Annotated in this window: 9 protein-coding genes and 1 other RNA gene; 8 read left to right on the top strand and 2 right to left on the bottom strand. The window is 22.4% G+C overall.

Features of this window, described 5'->3' with window-relative positions; all coding sequences use genetic code 11:
- Nucleotides 1-2084 precede the first annotated feature (2084 nt).
- The 4 genes from lepA (at nt 2085) to era (ending at nt 7617) form a co-directional block, all read left to right on the top strand.
- A complete protein-coding gene (lepA, locus tag K0T98_RS00200; RefSeq protein WP_225639415.1) occupies nt 2085-3881 on the top strand; it encodes a translation elongation factor 4 in 1797 nt (598 codons plus the stop codon).
- A 104-nt stretch (nt 3882-3985) separates the two neighbouring features.
- A complete protein-coding gene (gene lepB, locus K0T98_RS00195; protein ID WP_225639414.1) occupies nt 3986-4963 on the top strand; it encodes a signal peptidase I in 978 nt (325 codons plus the stop codon).
- 1107 nt (nt 4964-6070) lie between these two features.
- Entirely contained in the window at nt 6071-6754 is a 684-nt protein-coding gene (gene rnc / locus K0T98_RS00190; RefSeq protein ID WP_225639413.1) for a ribonuclease III, read from the top strand.
- Nucleotides 6751-7617 carry a GTPase Era gene (gene era / locus K0T98_RS00185; RefSeq protein ID WP_445082777.1) on the top strand — a complete coding sequence of 289 codons (867 nt, stop codon included), beginning with the start codon at nt 6751-6753 and terminating at the stop codon, nt 7615-7617. Before rnc ends, era begins: the two co-directional genes overlap by 4 nt.
- Before the next feature lie 1436 nt (nt 7618-9053).
- On the opposite strand, the gene dut is transcribed toward era, so the two are convergent.
- Nucleotides 9054-9500 (bottom strand): dUTP diphosphatase, encoded by a 447-nt coding sequence (gene dut / locus K0T98_RS00180; RefSeq protein ID WP_225639651.1) that lies wholly within the window; start codon nt 9498-9500, stop codon nt 9054-9056.
- A gap of 1299 nt (nt 9501-10799) precedes the next feature.
- On the opposite strand from dut, the gene acpS reads away from it, so the two are divergent.
- The 4 genes from acpS to K0T98_RS00160 all read left to right on the top strand — a co-directional run bounded on the left by acpS (nt 10800) and on the right by K0T98_RS00160 (nt 19285).
- Nucleotides 10800-11189: a holo-ACP synthase gene (gene acpS / locus K0T98_RS00175; protein ID WP_225639411.1), complete on the top strand. Its 390-nt coding sequence runs from the start codon at nt 10800-10802 to the stop codon at nt 11187-11189.
- A 411-nt stretch (nt 11190-11600) separates the two neighbouring features.
- Nucleotides 11601-12458: a 16S rRNA (cytidine(1402)-2'-O)-methyltransferase gene (gene rsmI, locus K0T98_RS00170; protein WP_225639410.1), complete on the top strand. Its 858-nt coding sequence runs from the start codon at nt 11601-11603 to the stop codon at nt 12456-12458.
- A gap of 39 nt (nt 12459-12497) precedes the next feature.
- Nucleotides 12498-12886, top strand: an RNA gene (gene rnpB, locus K0T98_RS00165) — RNase P RNA component class A.
- Between the two features lie 5352 nt (nt 12887-18238).
- On the top strand, nt 18239-19285 hold the full coding sequence (locus K0T98_RS00160) for a 3-deoxy-7-phosphoheptulonate synthase (RefSeq protein ID WP_225639409.1): 1047 nt from the start codon (nt 18239-18241) through the stop codon (nt 19283-19285).
- A 475-nt stretch (nt 19286-19760) separates the two neighbouring features.
- Here K0T98_RS00160 and nth read toward each other — a convergent pair whose 3' ends face one another.
- Nucleotides 19761-20399 carry an endonuclease III gene (gene nth, locus K0T98_RS00155; protein ID WP_225639408.1) on the bottom strand — a complete coding sequence of 213 codons (639 nt, stop codon included), beginning with the start codon at nt 20397-20399 and terminating at the stop codon, nt 19761-19763.
- Nucleotides 20400-21385 lie beyond the last annotated feature (986 nt).

Genomic DNA, 21385 nt, shown 5'->3' with positions numbered 1-21385 from the left:
ATTAGTAATTATATAATATAAATTAAAATTAAGTATTATTTATATAGTGTTATATGTATTGTAATTGTAATTGTAATTGTAATTGTAATTGTAATTGTAATTTTTTTACATCAATTTTTTTATTATTTAATGTATTAATAATAAAATTTATACAAATTTATTTTATAAATTTGTTGTTATAAAATACCTATTATAATTTTAATACATAAGTATGTCTAGTATTTAATGTATTATGTTTTTAATGTATAAAAAGTTACATATTATATTGAATATATATTATTCTATAGTTTAATTACAATGAACATCTTTTTATTATTTTTAGCTATTTTTTTTACAGAGTATTTATTATAAAATAAATAACAACAATTAAATAGATATTAAATATTGATATATCATAAGATTTATTTATTTTACTATTAAATTATCAATCAAATATTGATAAAATAAAAAAGTGTTAAGTGTTAAAAAGTATTTAAGAATGTCTTATAAGCTCATATAATTATTAATTATTTCTATAAGAATATTTTTTCTTGATCAATTATATTATTAATAAATTGTATAAATATACAAAAATAATTTATTAAATAAGATAAAAAAATATAGTATAATTACTATAATTATAGTAGAACTTATAATTTATTCTTAATATTATAAATTAATAATTTAAACTAATTTCATTATACTATTTTAATAAATTTTTAGTTAGCTAGGTTTTTAATATAGTTTATATATAATGTTAAATATAGCAAAATAATATAAATTTTATATAAAAAAACTATTTTTAGTTTATATTGTAAATATAAAGATAAACCGCTTGTTATAAGATAATTTATGTTTAAAAAATATTAAATTATAATTGTATTGATTCAGCAATACACTATATTTCTTTAGTTATTTTATCTAGATAGGACGTATATAAGTCATAAATAATAAGTAATACATAAACATTTTATATTTAATAACTATATAATCATAATTTTAGATAAGACACATTATTATTTAAGTGGCATAAAAGGTATAGTAATTAACATACATACAGATATATCAAATATAATACCTGCATCCCTTGTCATTAAGTATAGTTATTTTATTCAATTTATGCTTTATGTTATTTCTAGTAATAAATATGATTTATATATAAAATATTTACTATATATAATAAAATATACTTAAGTAAAAACAGTCTTATGTTTTGTATTATATTAAATTATAGGGTTATATTCATTTACTTTTATAAAAAAATCCTATCTATAAAACTATTATTTGATAATAGTAATTATGCGATATTAATAAACTTATATAATATATAAAATATATACGTTTATGATTTAAAATCACCACATAATAAACTTAACACCATCCTATATTAAATAAAACTTTAAAAATTTATAGTCTTTTTTTCTAAAAAAGATGCTTTAGAGGCGTTAAATTTGCATTATTATAAGTGATAATTTTATATTAAAGTATAAATAAAAATTATTAAAATGAAAATTAAAAATATTTATCTCTGATAGGTATGTTAAAAACAATTTTTCTAATATAGGCTATCAGATGCTAGACATACTATGTCTTATAGTTGTTTAACTAAAATAACAATAATATATATTACTAGTAATAAGTTAAACTAAATATTACTACAATAAGAAGAATACCTTCTATTTATTTTGTAATTACTGTTTATAAAACTTCTTATAAAGAATCTTAAATCTATTTGTTTTATTTAACAGTAAATAATTGTATTTTTTAATATTCTTATGATCATTAAAGATAGAAATATATATATTTTAAAAATTTTTAACTTTTTTAAAATATATAAATTAGATTACTGTTAGTTTAAATTAAGTGTATATGTCTTTTAATATGAAAATATAGTAACATGAGATGTAATTAATTAACTATATATAATATTTTAAGTTAATGTATTTTATAAAAAATAACTATATAGTCGTATTTAGGTTTTAATTATTCAATATATAAAATATTTTTTTAAACGAAATATCATCTAAAATTTATAAGTAATATTTTAATATTTTAGTTAGTAAATATTTTAAAATTTTACCAAAAAATAATCAGGCAAAATAATCATGAAGCATATAAGAAATTTTTCTATTATTGCACATATTAATCATGGTAAAACTACACTATCAGATCGTATTATTCAGATTTGTAGTGGTTTGACTGATCGTGAAATGGCATCACAAGTCTTAGATTCTATGGATCTAGAACGTGAGCGAGGTATTACTATTAAAGCACAAAGCGTAATGCTAGATTATCACTCTAAAGATAACAAAACCTATCATCTAAATTTTATCGATACTCCAGGTCATGTAGATTTTTCTTATGAAGTTTCTCGTTCACTAGCAGCATGTGAAGGTGCATTATTAGTAGTTGACTCAAGTCAAGGTGTTGAAGCTCAAACGTTAGCCAACTGCTATACTGCAATAGACATGAATCTTACTGTTATACCCGTACTAAATAAAATTGATTTACCATTTGCTAATCCAGATCGTGTAGCACAAGAAATAGAAGATATTATTGGTATTGATACTACAGATGCTATACGTTGCTCAGCAAAAACTGGTATAGGCATACCTGAAGTTATTGAGCGTTTAATACGCGATATTACCTCACCACAAGGTAGTCTAATAAATCCATTACAGGCATTAATTATAGATTCATGGTTTGATAATTATTTAGGAGTAGTTTCTCTTATATGTATTAAAAATGGCTCGCTTCATAAGGGTGAAAAAATTCAAGTAATGAGTACTGGTCAAACTTATATTGCTGAGCGTCTAGGTATTTTTAAACCCAAACAGAGTCAACGTAATATTTTAAATTGCGGGGAAGTTGGTTGGTTAGTTTGTGCAATTAAAAATATTCATGGAGCGCCAGTGGGCGATACTTTAACTTCAGTGCGTAATCCAGCAAGAGACTGTTTACCAGGTTTTAAGAAAGTTAAACCTCAGGTTTATGCAGGTATGTTTCCGGTGAATACTAATGATTATGAAGCTTTTCGTAGTGCATTAAGTAAATTACATTTAAATGATGCTTCTTTATTCTATGAATCAGAAAAATCTAATATTCTAGGTTTTGGTTTTCGTTGTGGTTTTCTTGGTTTACTACATATGGATATTATTCAGGAACGCTTGGAACGTGAATATAATTTAAATATTATAACTACAGCACCAACTGTTATTTACCAAATTAAAATGATTAGTGGTGATATTATTTTTATTGATAATCCATCTAAATTACCAACAATTCATAACATAAAAGAACTGCTTGAACCCATTGCTGAGTGTAATATTCTTTTACCTCAAAAATATCTTGGTAACGTTATGAAAATATGTATAGAAAAACGTGGTATTCAAACTAATCTTATTTATCATAATAATCAAGTTGCTCTAACGTATGAAATTCCAATGTCCGAAGTAGTTATGGACTTATTTGATTGTCTTAAATCAACTTCTCGAGGTTATGCATCATTGGATTATAGCTTTAAATATTTTAAACAGTCTAATATGGTACGTGTTGATATATTGATTAACAATCAACGTGTAGATGCTTTATCACTTTTAACGCATTTTGATAACGCACGTACTAAAAGCAAAGCAATAGTTGAAAAAATAAAAGATTTCATTCCGCGTCAGCAGTTTGATGTTGCAATTCAAGCTGCTATAGGTAATAATATTCTCGCACGTTCAACTGTAAAACAGCTACGTAAAAATGTTATAGCTAAATGCTATGGCGGTGATATAAGTCGTAAGAAAAAATTATTAAAAAAACAAAAAGATGGAAAAAAACGTATGAAGTATATAGGCAACGTAGCAATTCCACAAGAAGCTTTCTTAGCTATTTTATATACGGGAAAGATTACATAGTTACATAAATAACCATCTATATTAAGCAGGTAGTTTAGTTAAGTTATTTATATTATAAAATAATATTAATATTTTATAATAAAGATAGTACTAGGAGTATAGATATGAGTAATATTTTTTCTTTAATTTTAGTAATTACAACATTAATCACAGGTTGTATGTGGTGTATTGATCGATTTAAATCTATTTTAGCTCGTCGGACAAATATTAATAATAATAGTAATATACTAAAAACAGAGTGTTTAGAAAAAAAACACGTTAAACAAGTATTAAAGCCTTATAACTGGATGGAACCATTTGTATCTATTTTTCCAATACTAGTAATTGTTCTTATTATTCGTTCATTTATTTATGAACCATTTCAGATACCATCTGGTTCAGTCATGCCAACATTATTAGTGGGTGATTTTATTTTAGTGGAAAAATTTTCCTATGGCATTAAAGAACCATTAACACAACACACTATTATTAAAACTGGTCATCCAAAGCGTGGTGACCTTGTAGTATTTAAATATCCACCCAACCCTAGTTTAGATTATATTAAACGTGTAGTAGGTATACCAGGTGATATAGTTACTTACAATCCTTATAGTAAGGAATTAACAATTTCATATTGTATCACCACTCAAGATAAGAAGAAAAAAATCATACCAATTACTTATACGTCAATAAAACCCAGTCAATGGGTATATGGTTTTAATAATATTAAGTATGGTCAAAATAGTAATGGTTTTTTTCGTTTACCAATAGGCCAAGAAGTAGAAAATGGTTATCGCATGCATGAGCGTATAGAAATTCTAGATACTTGTATTCACCGTACTCTTATTATGCCTCAGGTTTATGATGTAATGTCACATTATTACCACCAATCTGGTCAAACTCATGGTGTCTGGATTGTTCCAGAAGGTAGTTATTTTATGATGGGTGATAACCGTGATAATAGTTCTGATAGTCGTTATTGGGGTTTTGTACCAGAAAAAAATTTAATTGGTAAAGCTATAGCAATTTGGATGAGCTTTGAAAAACAAGAGAAACAATGGCCTACAGGATTACGTCTAAACCGTATTGGTATAATTCATTGATTATTATTAATAGTTACTGAGTTATATAAATATTACTGTTAGCTGAAAATAATAAAATTATTTGTATATAAATATATAATTAATAATGTTATTACTGCATATTTAACGGTAAAGATTATAACCTTTAATTAAAGTAATTAAAAATTAATTCTCTACTATCAGTAAATTATTAGATTAGCTAGCTGTTTATCTAATTTTTTAATAAAAAAATAGTAAAAATATTTATAAATAAAAATATAAATTTAGAAAAATAATACTATTTAGTATAGCTTTAATCTTTAAAGCTTTAGCAAATGCAAATATTTTGTATGATAAAGGGTATGTATTTACTAAGAAAATTTCTACAAAAATTAGTACTAAATTTTTTATAGAGTATGTATTTAGATGATACCCACGCATTATTAGTATTAAGTATATTACTTGGTAATATAATCAAATATTTAAGATATATTACTACTAATAAATCATTCATACATAAAAAATCTTCTACTAACTTTAAAAGTTTTATTATTAACTTAGTCTTTTTATAAACATTTTTATATTTATATATTGTATTGAATATATAAAGTAAAAAACTAAGTCATAGTTTTTCTAGAAAATAGGTAAATATCAATAAAATTTACTAGCTTATTAAGTATATTATATTTGAATTTAAGTTAATATCAATACCTTGGTTATACAGATTGATAGAGTGATTTTAAATATAAAAATAAATATTTATTAACCTAATATACTGTTTATAATAAAATATATATATTACTATTATGGTATGACTGTAATTAATTCAACAGTAAATTTATAAATATAATTAATACAATAAATAATTATATAGAGAACTTTACCAAGTAATTAAAGAAATTATTAATATTATAAATATATTAATAATTATTATTATAATTTTATCTATCAAAAAATTACTTAAATTAGCATAATACATATTATCAAAGATAAAATTTAATTTTATTAATTGTCGAATAATGAATTTAATGATAACATAAAAAATGTTATTTTAAAGATACTCTAAAAGTAATATCTCTATCTTTTCAGAGAGGCAAAAATGTTCTATTTGCTATAATTATAGTTAATTATAGAGCTATTTGGTATCTCATGAACTTTATTATAACTCACAAGCTTGAGAAAAAGTTAGGCTATATTTTCCAACAGCAAGAACTGTTATTACAGGCATTAACTCATCGCAGTGCTAGTAGCCAACAGAACGAACGTCTTGAGTTTTTGGGGGACTCGATTCTCAGCTTTGTTATTGCAAATACACTATATCACCGTTTCCCATGTATTGATGAAGGAGATATGAGTCGTATGCGAGCCACTTTAGTTCGTGGTAACACACTAGCAGAAATAGCGCGTGAATTTAATTTAGGTGAATGTTTACGTCTCGGACCGGGTGAGTTAAAAAATGGTGGCTGTCGTCGTGACTCTATTTTATCAGATACCTTAGAAGCTATTATTGGGGGTATTTTTTTAGATAGTAATATAAAAACTATTGAGTTATTAATTTTAAATTGGTATAAGCCTCGGCTAGATGCAATAAAACCTGGTGAAAAGCAAAAAGATTCTAAAACTCGCCTACAAGAATTCTTGCAAGGACGCCACTTACCGCTGCCATCCTACTGGGTAGTAAAATCATATAATGAAGCATCACAAGAACAAAAATTTATTATTCACTGTCAGGTTAGTTGTCTTAGAGAGCAAGTAATCGGAATAGGTTCAAATCGTCGTCAAGCTGAGCAGAACGCTGCTGCACAAGCGTTAAAATATCTAGGTTTTGTATGATGAGTAAACAAAATTATTGTGGATGTATACCTATAATTGGTCACCCTAATGTCGGTAAATCAACATTATTAAATCAATTATTAGGTCAAAAAATTTCCATTACTTCTCGTAAACCACATACAACCCGCCAACGTATTATTGGTATTAGCACTCATGGATCGTATCAAGCTATCTATGTAGATACCCCAGGTATACAAATAACAAAAAAAAATTTTATACATAGTTTTATAAACTATATAGCAAACGGTTCCATATGTAATATAGCTTTAGTTATTTTTATTATTGATAGTACTCATTGGACTCATGATGATGAAATAGTAGTAAATAAATTGCGACATCTTAAAGATCCCGTAATTTTAGCTATAAACAAAGTGGATAAAATTAAGAATAAAACAGTACTACTACCATATATTGACTTTTTAAATAAACAAATGGACTTTATAGACATAGTACCAATTTCCGCAGAACGAGGTATTAATATAGATATAATTTCTAGAATTGTTCGTCAAAAACTACCTGAAGATATGCATTATTTTCCAGAATATTATATTACTGATCGTTCAGAAAAATTTATCGCCTCTGAAATTATTCGTGAAAAAATTATGCGTTTTCTGGGTGCAGAACTACCTTATTTTGTTACAGTTGAGATAAAGCATTTTGTATATATTAAAAATAAGAGATATAATATCCACGCAATTATTCTAGTACAACGTAAAGGACAAAAAAAAATCATTATAGGTAATACAGGTTCTAAAATTAAGATTATTAGTCTTGAAGCTCGTAAAGATATGGAAGCTATATTTAAAACTAAGGTTTATCTTGAATTATGGGTAAAAGTTAAATCAGGTTGTTCTAATAAATAAATTATTTACTACATAACTTACTTAATAAATGTAATAAAAATATTAATTATTATAGGTTATTAAATAACCTTTTGTATTTAAATGTTGACTAAGATAAAAGTAATTATCTTACTTATTAGTAAGTAATGCATTAAAGTATTATTAGTTATACATGATATAATCATGATTATAAAAAATATAATCAAATATTCTCTTAATAGAATTAATATTCTATATAATAGTATGATTATAGAGTATATAATTAACCTAATAATAATATTAAATTTTAAGTAATAGATATTTGATTATATTTCATATATTAACTATATCACTGATTAAATTAATGATCTAGTATAATTACTATATGATATCTAAATATTTATTAAAGACATACAACTAGATTTTTTTATTCTATTTGCTATAAAATAGCAAATTATATTGTATAAATAATAATTTAAATTTTTCAGGTAATGTATTGATGATTTTCTTATATATTAGTTTTGCATTTCTATGTTATAAGAGGCTAAAATTATTTATGAATTATTATATTATACTAAATAATTTATTAAAATAATACTTTTGATTATGTTTATTGATATAAATAAGTACCTTAGAATAATTTAATCTTATCTTATAGATTATAATAAATTTAAATATCATATCTTTATAAGATAATTAGATAATTTTATTAAAACTTAGATGAGTTATTTTATTCTTTAGGATTTTTTATGTTAATTTTTATGGTATTTTACCTTCTCTCGTTTATTATTATAAAAATAATTATAAAGATATTATAGAGTTTATCTATATTTTTTAAAATATATAATTAATATGTTACAGTTTAAATATAAAAATTATTTGATAAGATTTTATCTAGCATTTTAATCATTATTTAAATAGTTATATAAGGTTATTATTATCACTAAAATAAAATGCCATCTATTATATAGAATAATTTTATGAAAACAATAACAATATGTAAATGAATTATTTTATTTTGTAGCAATCAAATTCATAATTCAAAAAAATATATATAATATATCTTATAAGGATTTTACTGGCACACAGTAATACTCTTAGTATCTTTATTAGAAGATGTATTGATTTAATTATTTGATTTCTAATAATTATTTTTTGATATATATAATATATCCTGGTACTGTTAGAATTAATTTACGAAAAAACAATAGCATCATTGAATGGTATAATTGAAGTTAACGATACATGATTATTTCAAATAACTACTGTAACTATAATTTGATACAGCAATACAATTATGATTGTAATCATAATGATTATATAATATTTTTCGAGAAATTTTATAACTCTCTGTTACGGCATACTTTGTATATTTTTTATAAATTTTATTAACAAATAAAATATTTAGTGATCTATTATTATAGCATTCTCTTTAATAATAAGAGAAACATTATTTAATATGTATTATAATATTTTTATTAGCGACCAGAATGGCCAAAGCCACCTGAACCACGCTGACTGTTTTTTTCAAAATTTTCTACTATATTTAATACTGCGTGTACAATAGGTACTAAAATCATTTGGGCAATACGTTCACCTGGAGAAATTGTAAATATATCGGAGCTGCGATTCCAAATAGAAACCATTACCTGTCCTTGATAATCAGAGTCTATTAAACCTACAAGATTACCTAAGACTATACCGTGTTTATGTCCAAGACCAGAGCGAGGTAGAATTATTGCAGCTAGACGGGGATCTTTAATGTGCATTGCTATTCCTGAGGGGATTAGGGTAGTTACACCCGCACCTAAAACGATTTTTTTAAATATACAAGCATGCAGATCTAATCCTGCAGAACCAGATGTTACATATTTCGGTATTGGAAAACTTTTTCCTATGCGTTTATCTAAAATTTTTATATCTATTTTTTTTTAATCATAAAAGTAAGTTATTAATAAAAATTGAAAGTTTAATATGTATTTTATAAAAAAATTTTTAAATATCTAGTTAATAGAACAAACCTTATCACAATGAATATAAAAGTTTCATTTTGTTTTTTAAAATACCTTTTCTATATGCAAAGCCATATAAGTTTATTAAATAAAAGATCTTTTTGTATATTAAGATTTTTACCTTAATATAAATATATTTTGTTGAATATATAGAATAATTTTAATTTATTTTATATATTCAATAAAAATTTTAAACAAAATAGTACTATTTATAAATACTTAGAAATATGATTAAGAATTATTATTCTTTCAGAAATTATAAAAAATAAATCATATTTTTTTTATTTAAAAAATAATTTTAAATAAATATTTAATCTTTTAGTATTTATATAATAACAATCCATACAATATATCATGAAATATAGTGAAAAGTAAAACTAGTATTTTTTTCTCTAAAAACTAACTAATACCTACATATCCATTAAGAATGGATTTCAGTATCTTTTAACAAATATACAATCAGTAATATTTTTATTTTTGATAATTTATATCAAGAATTATTACTAAATATTATTTATACTCGCTATTTATTATTAAATGAAATACTATATATTCTCATGTTTATTCTGCGTATATATTAATTAATATTTAAGATATTATATTTAGCAGTTTTTATTATAAAATATATAATCGTATACTTTCGATATATATGATTCATATTTAGTTATGTTAATACTATTTTATAGTACTCATTATAGTTTGACTTTACTAATCTAGCAATACTTTTAATTAAATTAATAATAGATTCTTATGTCCTAGATTGGGATTAATATATTTTATATTAAAGCTTGATATATTATATACAATAAAAATTGATATTATCAATAGATATTGTATGACTTACTTGTAAAAAATAATAAAATTATAGTATATATTTGGTACTGTATTTTATATACATTATAGTAAAGTACTTTATTTAAAATAGATATTGTAATATTAACTATATATTACATTAATTTTAAAAGATACGATCTAATGCGTAGTTTAATAACCTTTTATATAAGTATTTTGCTGTAAAAATTAATTTTTTAAATTCATGCAATTAATTATCTAGTTTAGTATGCTGAAAACATCTTTAAAATTATTCTATCTAAGATAATACATAAATCTTTATATTGATATTAATCAGGGTAGGATTAGTAGATCTAGTAACGACAATGCTATTTTAAAATTGTAAATGTAATAAAATATTATTTTGGAAGTATGTATATTGTGGCTATTTTAGGTTTGGGGATTGATATAGTAGAAATATCTCGTATCGAGTCTATAGTCACTCGTGAGGGTGACCAAATGGCTCGGAGAGTTCTCTCTTTAAATGAATGGGCACAATATTGTATACATAAACAAAAAATTCGTTACCTTGCTAAACGTTTTGCTGTAAAAGAAGCAGCATCTAAAGCATTGGGTACAGGTATACGTAATGGGTTAGCCTTTCATCATTTTGAGGTTTACAGTAATATAATTGGAAAACCAATGCTACGTTTACATGGCCAAGCGGCTATTTTTGCCAAAGAAATTGGTATTACTTCTATACATATTTCTTTATCAGATGAGCGTTATTATGCATTCGCTACAGTACTAGTGGAAGGTGGAGTGGTATGATTGATAACTACTAAATTTTGTAAAATAATTTTCTTTATACTTAATAATTGATAAAATTATACTAAATAAAATCAAAGTAAAATTATTGATTTTTAATTACTTTATAAGATTTAGATAATCTATCTTTTTGATAGATATTATTTAATATGATATTATACTCTAATTTTTTGATGTATATTTAATTATATATACTTTGTCAACTTTTTTTAAACTAAAATACTCTTTATTAATTTCTCTTATCTATCAATTTAATTTATTATTTTAGTATAATTTTTAAAAATAAAATATTAAAATTTTTTAAAAAAATTAAGATAATAATGCTAAATTTAAACTAAAAATAAATTAAGGGAAATATACTGTTAGTGCCTAAATATATATAAAAATAAAATATTAATTATATTGATTAATCAGATGAATTATGAAAATCAGCAAGTAATATCTATAGCAAAATTATATATAGTACCTACTCCAATAGGTAATTATGGAGATATTACTCAACGAGCTTTAAATATTTTAAAAAAAGTCCATTGGGTAGCAGCAGAAGATACTAGACGTACAGGTGTATTGTTTAAGTATTTTGGCATTAAAGCTCGATTTTTTTCCCTACATAATTACAATGAGCAACAAAAAATAGATCAGTTAATTACAAAACTAAAATATGGTCAAAGTATTGCTTTGGTTTCTAATGCTGGTACACCACTCATTAATGATCCCGGATATCATCTAGTTAATCGTTGCCGTGAAATTGGCATCCAAGTTATCCCTCTTCCCGGGGCTTGTGCAGCTATTACAGCTTTATGTGCTTCAGGTATCTCTTCAGATCGTTTCTGTTACGAAGGTTTCTTACCAGTGAAAAAAAAATCACGTCAAAGCAAACTCACTTCGCTCTTAGAAGAACCACGTACGTTAATTTTTTACGAATCTACTCATCGTTTGGTTGATAGTTTAAGAGATATAGTAGAAGTAATGGGGAAAGATCGTTATGTAGTTTTAGCTCGAGAATTAACTAAAACATGGGAAAACATTCATGGTGCATCAGTAAAAACATTGTTAGAATGGGTATTAGAAAAAGATATTAGGCATCGTGGTGAAAGTGTATTAATTATTAAGGGGTATAAAGCTACTAATACTTCTTCTATAGTAGAGGGAATGCGTACTTTTATATTATTAAAAAAAGAGCTTCCATTTAAAAAAGCAGTAACTTTAGCAGCTAAAATTCATAGTATAAAAAAAAATATCTTATATAAATATGCACTTGAACATATATAGGATGACAAATATAATTTATTATATTATTATGTAATCTAGGAGGTTGACTAGATAGTCGCTGCTTCATTTTTGTCTTTTTATGTAAAGATAAGTGCATATGAAGGGGAGGAAAGTCCGGGCTCCATAGGGCAAGGTGCCAGGTAACTCCTGGGAGGCAAAAACCTACGACAAGTGCAACAGAGAGTAAACCGCCGGGAAATATCTTGAAAAGAAAGAATAAACGGTAAGGGTGAAATGGTGCGGTAAGAGCGCACCGCACGTCTGGTAACAGTACGTGGCAGGTAAACTCCACCTGGAGCAAGGCCAAATAAGGATTCGTATATACGGCCCGTATTGAACCCGGGTAGGCCGCTTGAACTAGTGAGTAATTACTAGTCTAGAGGAATGACTATCCAAGACAGAACCCGGCTTACAGGTCAACCTCCCCTACTCAATTAAGTGGCTTAAAAATGATACCTCTTATCAGCATAATTATTATGTTTACTTGTATAGAAAAATACTAAAAATAAAATATTTTACTCTTAAAGAGTAAATCGCTAATAAAGTTATTATTTATATAATAATAAAGTTTACAAATTTTATCAAAATATTATTTAAATATACTAATGTAATTAGTAAAGAATAAAAGTACCTACTCAATTTTATAATATGATCAAATCATGAAAATAAGTTTAGAGTGTTTATAAATAAATTATATTTACTGTATTATTTAAAATAATTATTTATCTGAGTTAGGATATTAATCTAGAGTTTATTTATAATTATAGTTAATACTAAAGAATGTATTTTTCACCTATCTTGCAGATCTTTATAGTTATTTATTGAAATACTTAGTATAAGATTGAATCTTATGAGTAAAATTATAACTAAAAAGATATTTCATAAATAATTAATTTTAAAAAAATAATAAAATTAAAAATTAGTATGAAAAACTTAATTTAATTATTAAGATACATTAATCTTCAATATTTTATTTCATATGTAATGTAAATAAAAAATATGATAGTATATATGAATATTATATTTTATCTTTATATATGAAGTCAGTGAAATAGAATAATATAGCATATATTAGAAGATGTATGCGTACACAATTTATTATTTTAATTATCTTGATAAATACAGGTTATATCGTACAAATCTACTAGGTATAATGATTCATCAAAACACTTAATATCTTATTAAATATCTTTGATGACTAAAGTTATAATATTTTTATGGATTTCTATAAGCTAATTCTATTAATTATAGACACTCATACTAGATAGTAAATATATTTTTTTAAAAAATACAAACTATTAAAAGTTAAACTTTTTATATCAATGAACTTAGGTTATAGTAATAAAAATAAATTATTTTCTATTATCATTCTTTAATAATTTATTAATGAGACCGAAATATAGTTATTGATTATTCTATTTTATAGAAGGATATTAATCCTAAGGTAGTATTAATATCTTACAGTAAAGAAAGATAGTTCTAAAAGAAATAATCTAAAATTATTTAATGATTTTAATTTTAATATTAATTAAATATACAATATTTGATTATTTTTTAGATCTTAGATATTTTAATTTTTTGTCAGATAAATATCTCGTTAAGATAGGAACATGAAGTGGTATATCTTTATTATACACATTGACATTAACTTTCTCTTAGTTGTAAAACTGTATTAATTTCTAAAATCATATAAAAATACTATAAGATATTTTATCTGAATGTTTTAAAATTTATTTAGTCTATATTTATAAAATAAATATATATAATATTTATTAATAATAATATTATAATTTTTTTATATTTTTATATATCCTAGATATTAAAAACAGTGATAATTTTTAATTAAATTATGTAAGTATACAATATATGTTAAGTATTTTAATTGAAAATTAAATTATTAAATATAGATGGTATATTATATTTTTAAAAATTTATTTTATGATTTCTCTTAATATATTGTTGTTTATTAGTGGTAAAATGTTATTTCTATTAACAATAATAATCTAAATATCTCAAGAGAATCTTTATGTAATGTTTTATTTTTTTATTTAAAAAATATTTTAGGGATAATTATATTACTGATATTTAAGATATCTTTGTTTTTAATAAAAGTAACAATAAGTAATTAAAGTTGTTAATAATTGTAATTAATATACAATTTTTATTGGTAAATATAATATTTTCTAGATACGAGCTATAGTAGAGTTATCGTTGATTAATTCACATAGTATTTTACCTGTAAACAAATTCAGTTAAAGTTACTGATATTAACTATATTTTATATATAATTACAAAAGGTTAATACACCACCTTTGTACACGAAATAAAAATATATACTATAAATACTTTATATCTAAAGGATTATCATATCCAATACTTAATTTGCGCACGAATTAGTTGGAATATTTTTCGTTTAAACCCTTGTTTTTATGCTATAAATATCTTCTATAGTAACAGTAAAAGTAATTATAATAATTAATATTCTTATATAATAGAATTTATAATTTTCATTGCAAATAATGTTCTTCGGTAATACATAAATAAACAATATATACTATTATTTAATTAATAGTGAAAGGTGTCTATTGTCTAATTACACTCTCAACTAGAAAAATGATATCCTCCTATATTTTTACTGCTTTAATTATCTAATAATTAATATACCGTATACTTTACGTAGGGCTCTAAAGATATATTTGATATTTTCTTTATTAAATACTAAAAATATGTAAGTAAAATTTTTTATTAACGATATGATCTTATTTAAAATAATCTTTCTTATTAAAAGAATAACTTTCCTTAAAGAATAACAAGTAGATACTACAGATAAATACCTTAATATAATGAGTATATAAATATATTCAAATATATTTATGTTTTTGTACTATAGTTTTTAAAATAGAATCTAAATCTAAAATTTTTTTTATTAAATTTTACTATACAATACTTTTCATTTTTATTATTTTATGTATAACTAGTACTAGTTACACATAAAATAATGACTTATGAAGATACTTATTATATTATACTTAATTAAGTAAATTATAATTAATTATTAGTTTTAAACAATAATTAATATTTTATCATTCATTTTCTATATTGATATATTTTAATAATAAATTTTATAGCCTTTATAGTGAGTATAATACTGAAATTAAATAATATAAATAATATATATATTATTTCTATTTATTATTAATAAAATTATAGTTAAAACTAATATAGAAATATTATAATATTCTGGTGCTTATATTTTATAATAAATTTTATAGTGTACTTTTGCAAGTATCTTTATAATATATAATAATTATTTTACCTTTTAAGTAAATTAAAATTAATAAACCGTTATTCACAGAATAAATAAGAAGTTATTGATTATATTGTTTCTTGTTATTATTTTTTATAAAAAAGTAGAGTAATTCTAAAAATAATTTTATAAATAAGTTAGTATCTTATACTAAATATAATACTTATTTATAACAAAACTAATAAAAAATAATAATAAAATATTATTGTTAACTAATAGCTATAAAGCTAATAATTTTAGTTGTCCAAAAGATTAATATTTTAGTTTAAGCTATTTAAGATAATATAATAATAATTATTTTTAAATATTTATAATATAATATATATATAATATCTTATACTAAGATATATATCAGAGAATATTGTTCTTTCTATTAAGAACTAACGATTTATCAAAATCATAATATCTTTGATATTTTATTATTACATAAAAAGAAGTTATATAACTATATTTTATAATATCTCATACTTAAAATAAAGTAAGATTATAAAAATAAGAGCAGCTAAAACTTTACTATATATTATAAATACAAACTTATTTTTTTATTAAACTCTTAATTCTTTAAAAAAAGTGTAATAATACTTTTTACTGTTGTTTACTAAAAGATTGAGATAATAATATATAGAATATACGTTCTATTTTTTATTATATTATTTAATATATGTAGTGCTTTAATCAATTATATATTCAATTTATTTTTAGTTTAGTATAACTAACAAACTAAAATTAGTATGTATACCATATAAAATATTTTAGCTAGCACTTTTATAATATTTTATTTAAATTTACTTTTTAATTTATTACTATACTAATTACTAAGTACTTACTATACTATTACTATGCTTATTATAATATTTTTCTAAAAAATAGATTAGTATAATAAAATTATAAATCATTCTATAATCATTTAAAATTATCAATTAATAAGATCACATCTTATATTTACTATTATTGTGCTATTTTACTATAAATCATTACATTCCATACCTTTTGTAGAAGTATACTGCAATTTTATATCAAAATAGAATGTTATATTCTATTATATAGTAATGCCTTTATAAAGAAATAATAAATATTATTATTTAGGAATGGGTATATAATTAAAAAAATTTTTTACATGATCTGTATGTATATTACTCTCTATTAAATAAATTTTAATTTTACTCCTACTCGGAGTACTAAGATAATTTTAAATTATTGCTAATATTATAAAATAAACTTAAAAATTATTTTTATATATTGTTTAAGAACGATCTAGATGTATGCTTATTATATTTCTATTATATAGAATTCATATAATATAAAATATTATAGATATTAAATCTCTTAAATATTGTATTAGTCTAGTCCGTGGGAGTAATTTACATATTATATTATCAAATTCATTATTAATAATATTTGTAATAACTACTAAATTAAAATAATAATTTATTAGTTATAGATTATTTAAAATATATTTAGTATAATAATTTTTTTAAATTATTAAGAAAAAAATAAGCAAAAAAAATATTTTATAATTAATTTTTTAATAAACAGGTATCTGGAAATATATTTTATAATTAATCTGGATAAATATTGGTTTTTATATGATCCGGTTGTAATAATGAAATAATTAAGAAGTGGATGAATCTTATATTAAACATTTATTATTTGTTTAATATGTCAGTAACAAATAGTGTAATGATTAAAAATAGTTTTTAATAATATTAATTAGTTATATCGATTTGTTCCCCCCCCTAATTTTTGCATAAATAAAAATTCATATTATTATATAATTTATATTATATAGTTACCTTTTAAAGTATATGATTCTTTTATTTTATATAAAAATATTTATATGTACAATAAATAGATTATTATATATTTTTAATATATTTGAACTGTAATAATTTTATCTATTAGATATTTTTTTAATTTTATAATTAAAATAATGCTATTAATTTATAGAATAATTAGTTTTTTAAGGTAAAAGTGATTATAATCAAACCATTCAATCAATATCTATCATTGTAAATCGTTCAGCAATAGATTTGTGTATCATAAGAAATAAACTTTATTGAATGTAGTAAAATAATTTGTAATTATATTTTATATTATGTATACTTGCTATGTTAAAAGTTTTTCATATTTTTTATTAGAATCAATATTAACATCTAATTATAGATTTTAGCAAAAGTTCTTTATATAAAAATAATTTATACCGTTTTATAGCAGTATTTTATATATATTTATTGAGAATAAAAGAGCTTATTTATAAGGATATATTATAGCCTAAAGAGATATAATCTTATATAATACTTATTTAAGTAATAACACCATTTCATACGCAAAGACAATGATATATAGATTATTTTTTAAAAATTACTTTTAATACAGAGTATATAAAACTATTTATTTTGTCTGTAGAGTACGTTTGTTATTATTGTAATTCCCTGGCACTCCTGCCGTAAAGAAGTAAGATTTAGAGATTGTTATGCATAAGAATAATGAATTAGGAACTATGCGTATAGAAACGCTTATTACGCCCGAAGAATTAGAACATACATTACCTGTGATATCGCAAGTAAAAGATAACGTAACAACTGCACGTAAAAGAATTTCACAAATACTCCGAGGTGATAGTAAACATCTACTTGTAATTATTGGCCCTTGTTCAATCCATGATATTAATGCTGCCATAGATTACGCTCAACGTCTAGCAATTATGCGAGATAGATATCAAAATTGCTTAGAAATTATTATGCGTACTTATTTTGAAAAGCCACGTACTGTAATTGGTTGGAAAGGACTTATTTCTGATCCCGATCTCAATGGATCTTATCGCATAAATCACGGTATACGATTAGCTCGTGAATTGTTGATAAAGGTAAATGAGCTAGGTGTACCAACAGGTACCGAATTTTTAGATATGGTTACCGGTCAATATATTGCTGATCTAATCAGTTGGGGTGCTATAGGTGCGCGTACAACTGAAAGCCAGATTCATCGTGAAATGGCATCTGCTCTTTCTTGTCCTGTAGGATTTAAAAATGGTACAGATGGTAATACTCGTATAGCTATTGATGCCATTCGTGCTTCACGTTCTAGTCATATATTTTTATCACCAGATAAGCATGGTCAGATGACAATTTATCAAACACGTGGTAATCCTTATGGTCATATCATTATGCGTGGTGGTAAATCTCCAAATTATCATGCTCATGATATTGCTAGTGCTTGTGATAGCCTACGTGAATTTGATTTACCAGAATATTTAGTAATTGACTTTAGTCACGGCAACTGCCAAAAAATACATCGTCGTCAGCTTGACGTTGCTGCTAATGTTGGACAACAAATTCGTGATGGTTCTCAAGCTATAGTAGGAATTATGGCTGAAAGTTTTTTGGTAGAAGGGGCGCAAAAACATACTTCAGGTTATACAATGACTTATGGTCAATCTATCACTGATCCGTGCCTTAGTTGGAAAGATACCGAAACTATGCTAGAGTTACTAGCTGATTCTGTCAGTATGCGTTTATAATTTTGAAATAAATGTGTTTATTTTATTATATTCTACATTTTATATTAATAAGATTAGTTTTTGCTAGCATTATTACTATAATAAAATGCTAGCAAACATTACTTACAGTAATTTATTAAATATACAATGTTTTTCTATTAATAATTGCAATAATTATATCATTACATATCTCTAGAATAAGATTCTAAGGATTTTATAAAGATATAAAAATTAGTATTCTTAATATATATAGAATTATATAGTATATATATTATTTTAAATAAAAAAATTAAGTTTTTGTATATAAAAAATTAATTTAATAAAAATTAATATTCTATTCTCATATAATATTTGCTAAAACAACTAAAAATTATTATATGCAAGAAATTTTATTTCAACAAACATTAGATATATTAAGATAATTAATATAAAATTTATAAAATAAATATTTATTACAAATAATTAACTTAATTATCATCACTTATTAAATATCTTATTATTTAGCATTATTCTTTTCCTTAAACTCACATAAATCTTTAATAATACATGCGTTACAATGTGGTTTGTATGCTGTACAGGTATAACGACCATGCATAACAAACCAATTATGGAAGTTTAATTTAAATTTTTTTAAAACTACTCTCATTAACTTATCTTCTACCTTTCGTACATTTCTACCTGGAGCAAATTTAGTACGATTACAGATACGGAAAATATGAGTATCTACAGCAATAATAGGCCAATTAAAGGCAGTATTAAGTATTACATGTGCTGTTTTTCTGCCTACACCTGGTAAAGACTGTAATGCTGCAATATTTTCTGGTACTTTACCATTATATTTATCAATTAGTATTTTACAGGTTTTAATTATATTTTCCGCTTTCTTATTATATAGACCAATTATTTTTATGTATTGTTTGATATCTTCTACACCTATTTTCAGCATTTTAGTTGGGGTATTAGCGACTGCATAAAGTTGTGCTGTTACTTTATTTACTCTAATATCAGTAGACTGGGCTGATAAAAGAACAGAAATGAGTAATTCAAAATTAGTATTATATACTAGTTCGGTTGTTGGGTATGGATTATTTGCTTGAAATTTTTGAAGGATTAGCATGCGTTTTTGCTTATTCATAAAATTATTTCTTTTTTAATATACTTTAATATTATTGATCAGAGTAATATTATAAATTAAAATTTATTCTGTTTTTTTAAAAAGTTTCCAGATAAATAAAAAATCATTAGATAGGTATCTTACTATCATTAGTACGGATAAATTTATTACGTTTATATGGTGTGTAATAAGATTAAATAAAGGTTTTTATTATTCTTTTGTAATTTTTTGATGATATCATTTTACTATCTAGATTTATCTATTATATTCATGATATTAATATATTTTTATAAATATAATTGTAGTTAACTATTAATTTTGAAATATATTAAACTATAAAAATATTGTATAAATTTTATTTTAATTATATATTTCATTAAGCTATATTACTTAATAGTACAATACTTATGTAATTACTAATGAATTATATATTGTATTTTTTAATATTTATTAATAATAGTACTATAATAAAATATAAAATAAATTAATAATCATGAATCTATTTTATATTTTAGCCATGTTAGTTAACTGATTTAAAGAAACAAAGTAATACTTTGTATTATAAAATTATATTATGTATTTAATATTTTAAATAAATAGTTAATAATTAATATTTAGTTATTTCTATTGGTATGTTTTTTTATAATTTAATTATTATAATGCTAATATAAATATATTAATAAAATAGTAATAAAAAACTGTATTTTAGTACATAAAAGCATAAATAATAATTTATTACTATTTATGAGTAAGAAATAAATACTTAGATATTTGAGTTTTATTTAAAATATTACACATATAATAAAGAAAAAATATTTTTTACATGAATCTTTAATAATCAAAATATTAATAATCTTGAGTATAATTCTTAAAGAGTATTAATATTTTGATTATTATGTATTTTACAATAGCTACGCTACCTATAAAATCAGTTAGTCCTATTATAAATTTATACTTTTAATTTAGATAGTCATTTTAATATTACAATACATTTTATAACCTGAAGT

The sequence above is a fragment of the Candidatus Profftia sp. (ex Adelges kitamiensis) genome, from assembly GCF_020342455.1.
Classification (GTDB): domain Bacteria; phylum Pseudomonadota; class Gammaproteobacteria; order Enterobacterales; family Enterobacteriaceae; genus Profftia.
Note: the sequence above shows the minus strand (reverse complement) of the source record. Positions and strands in the feature narration are given on the sequence as shown.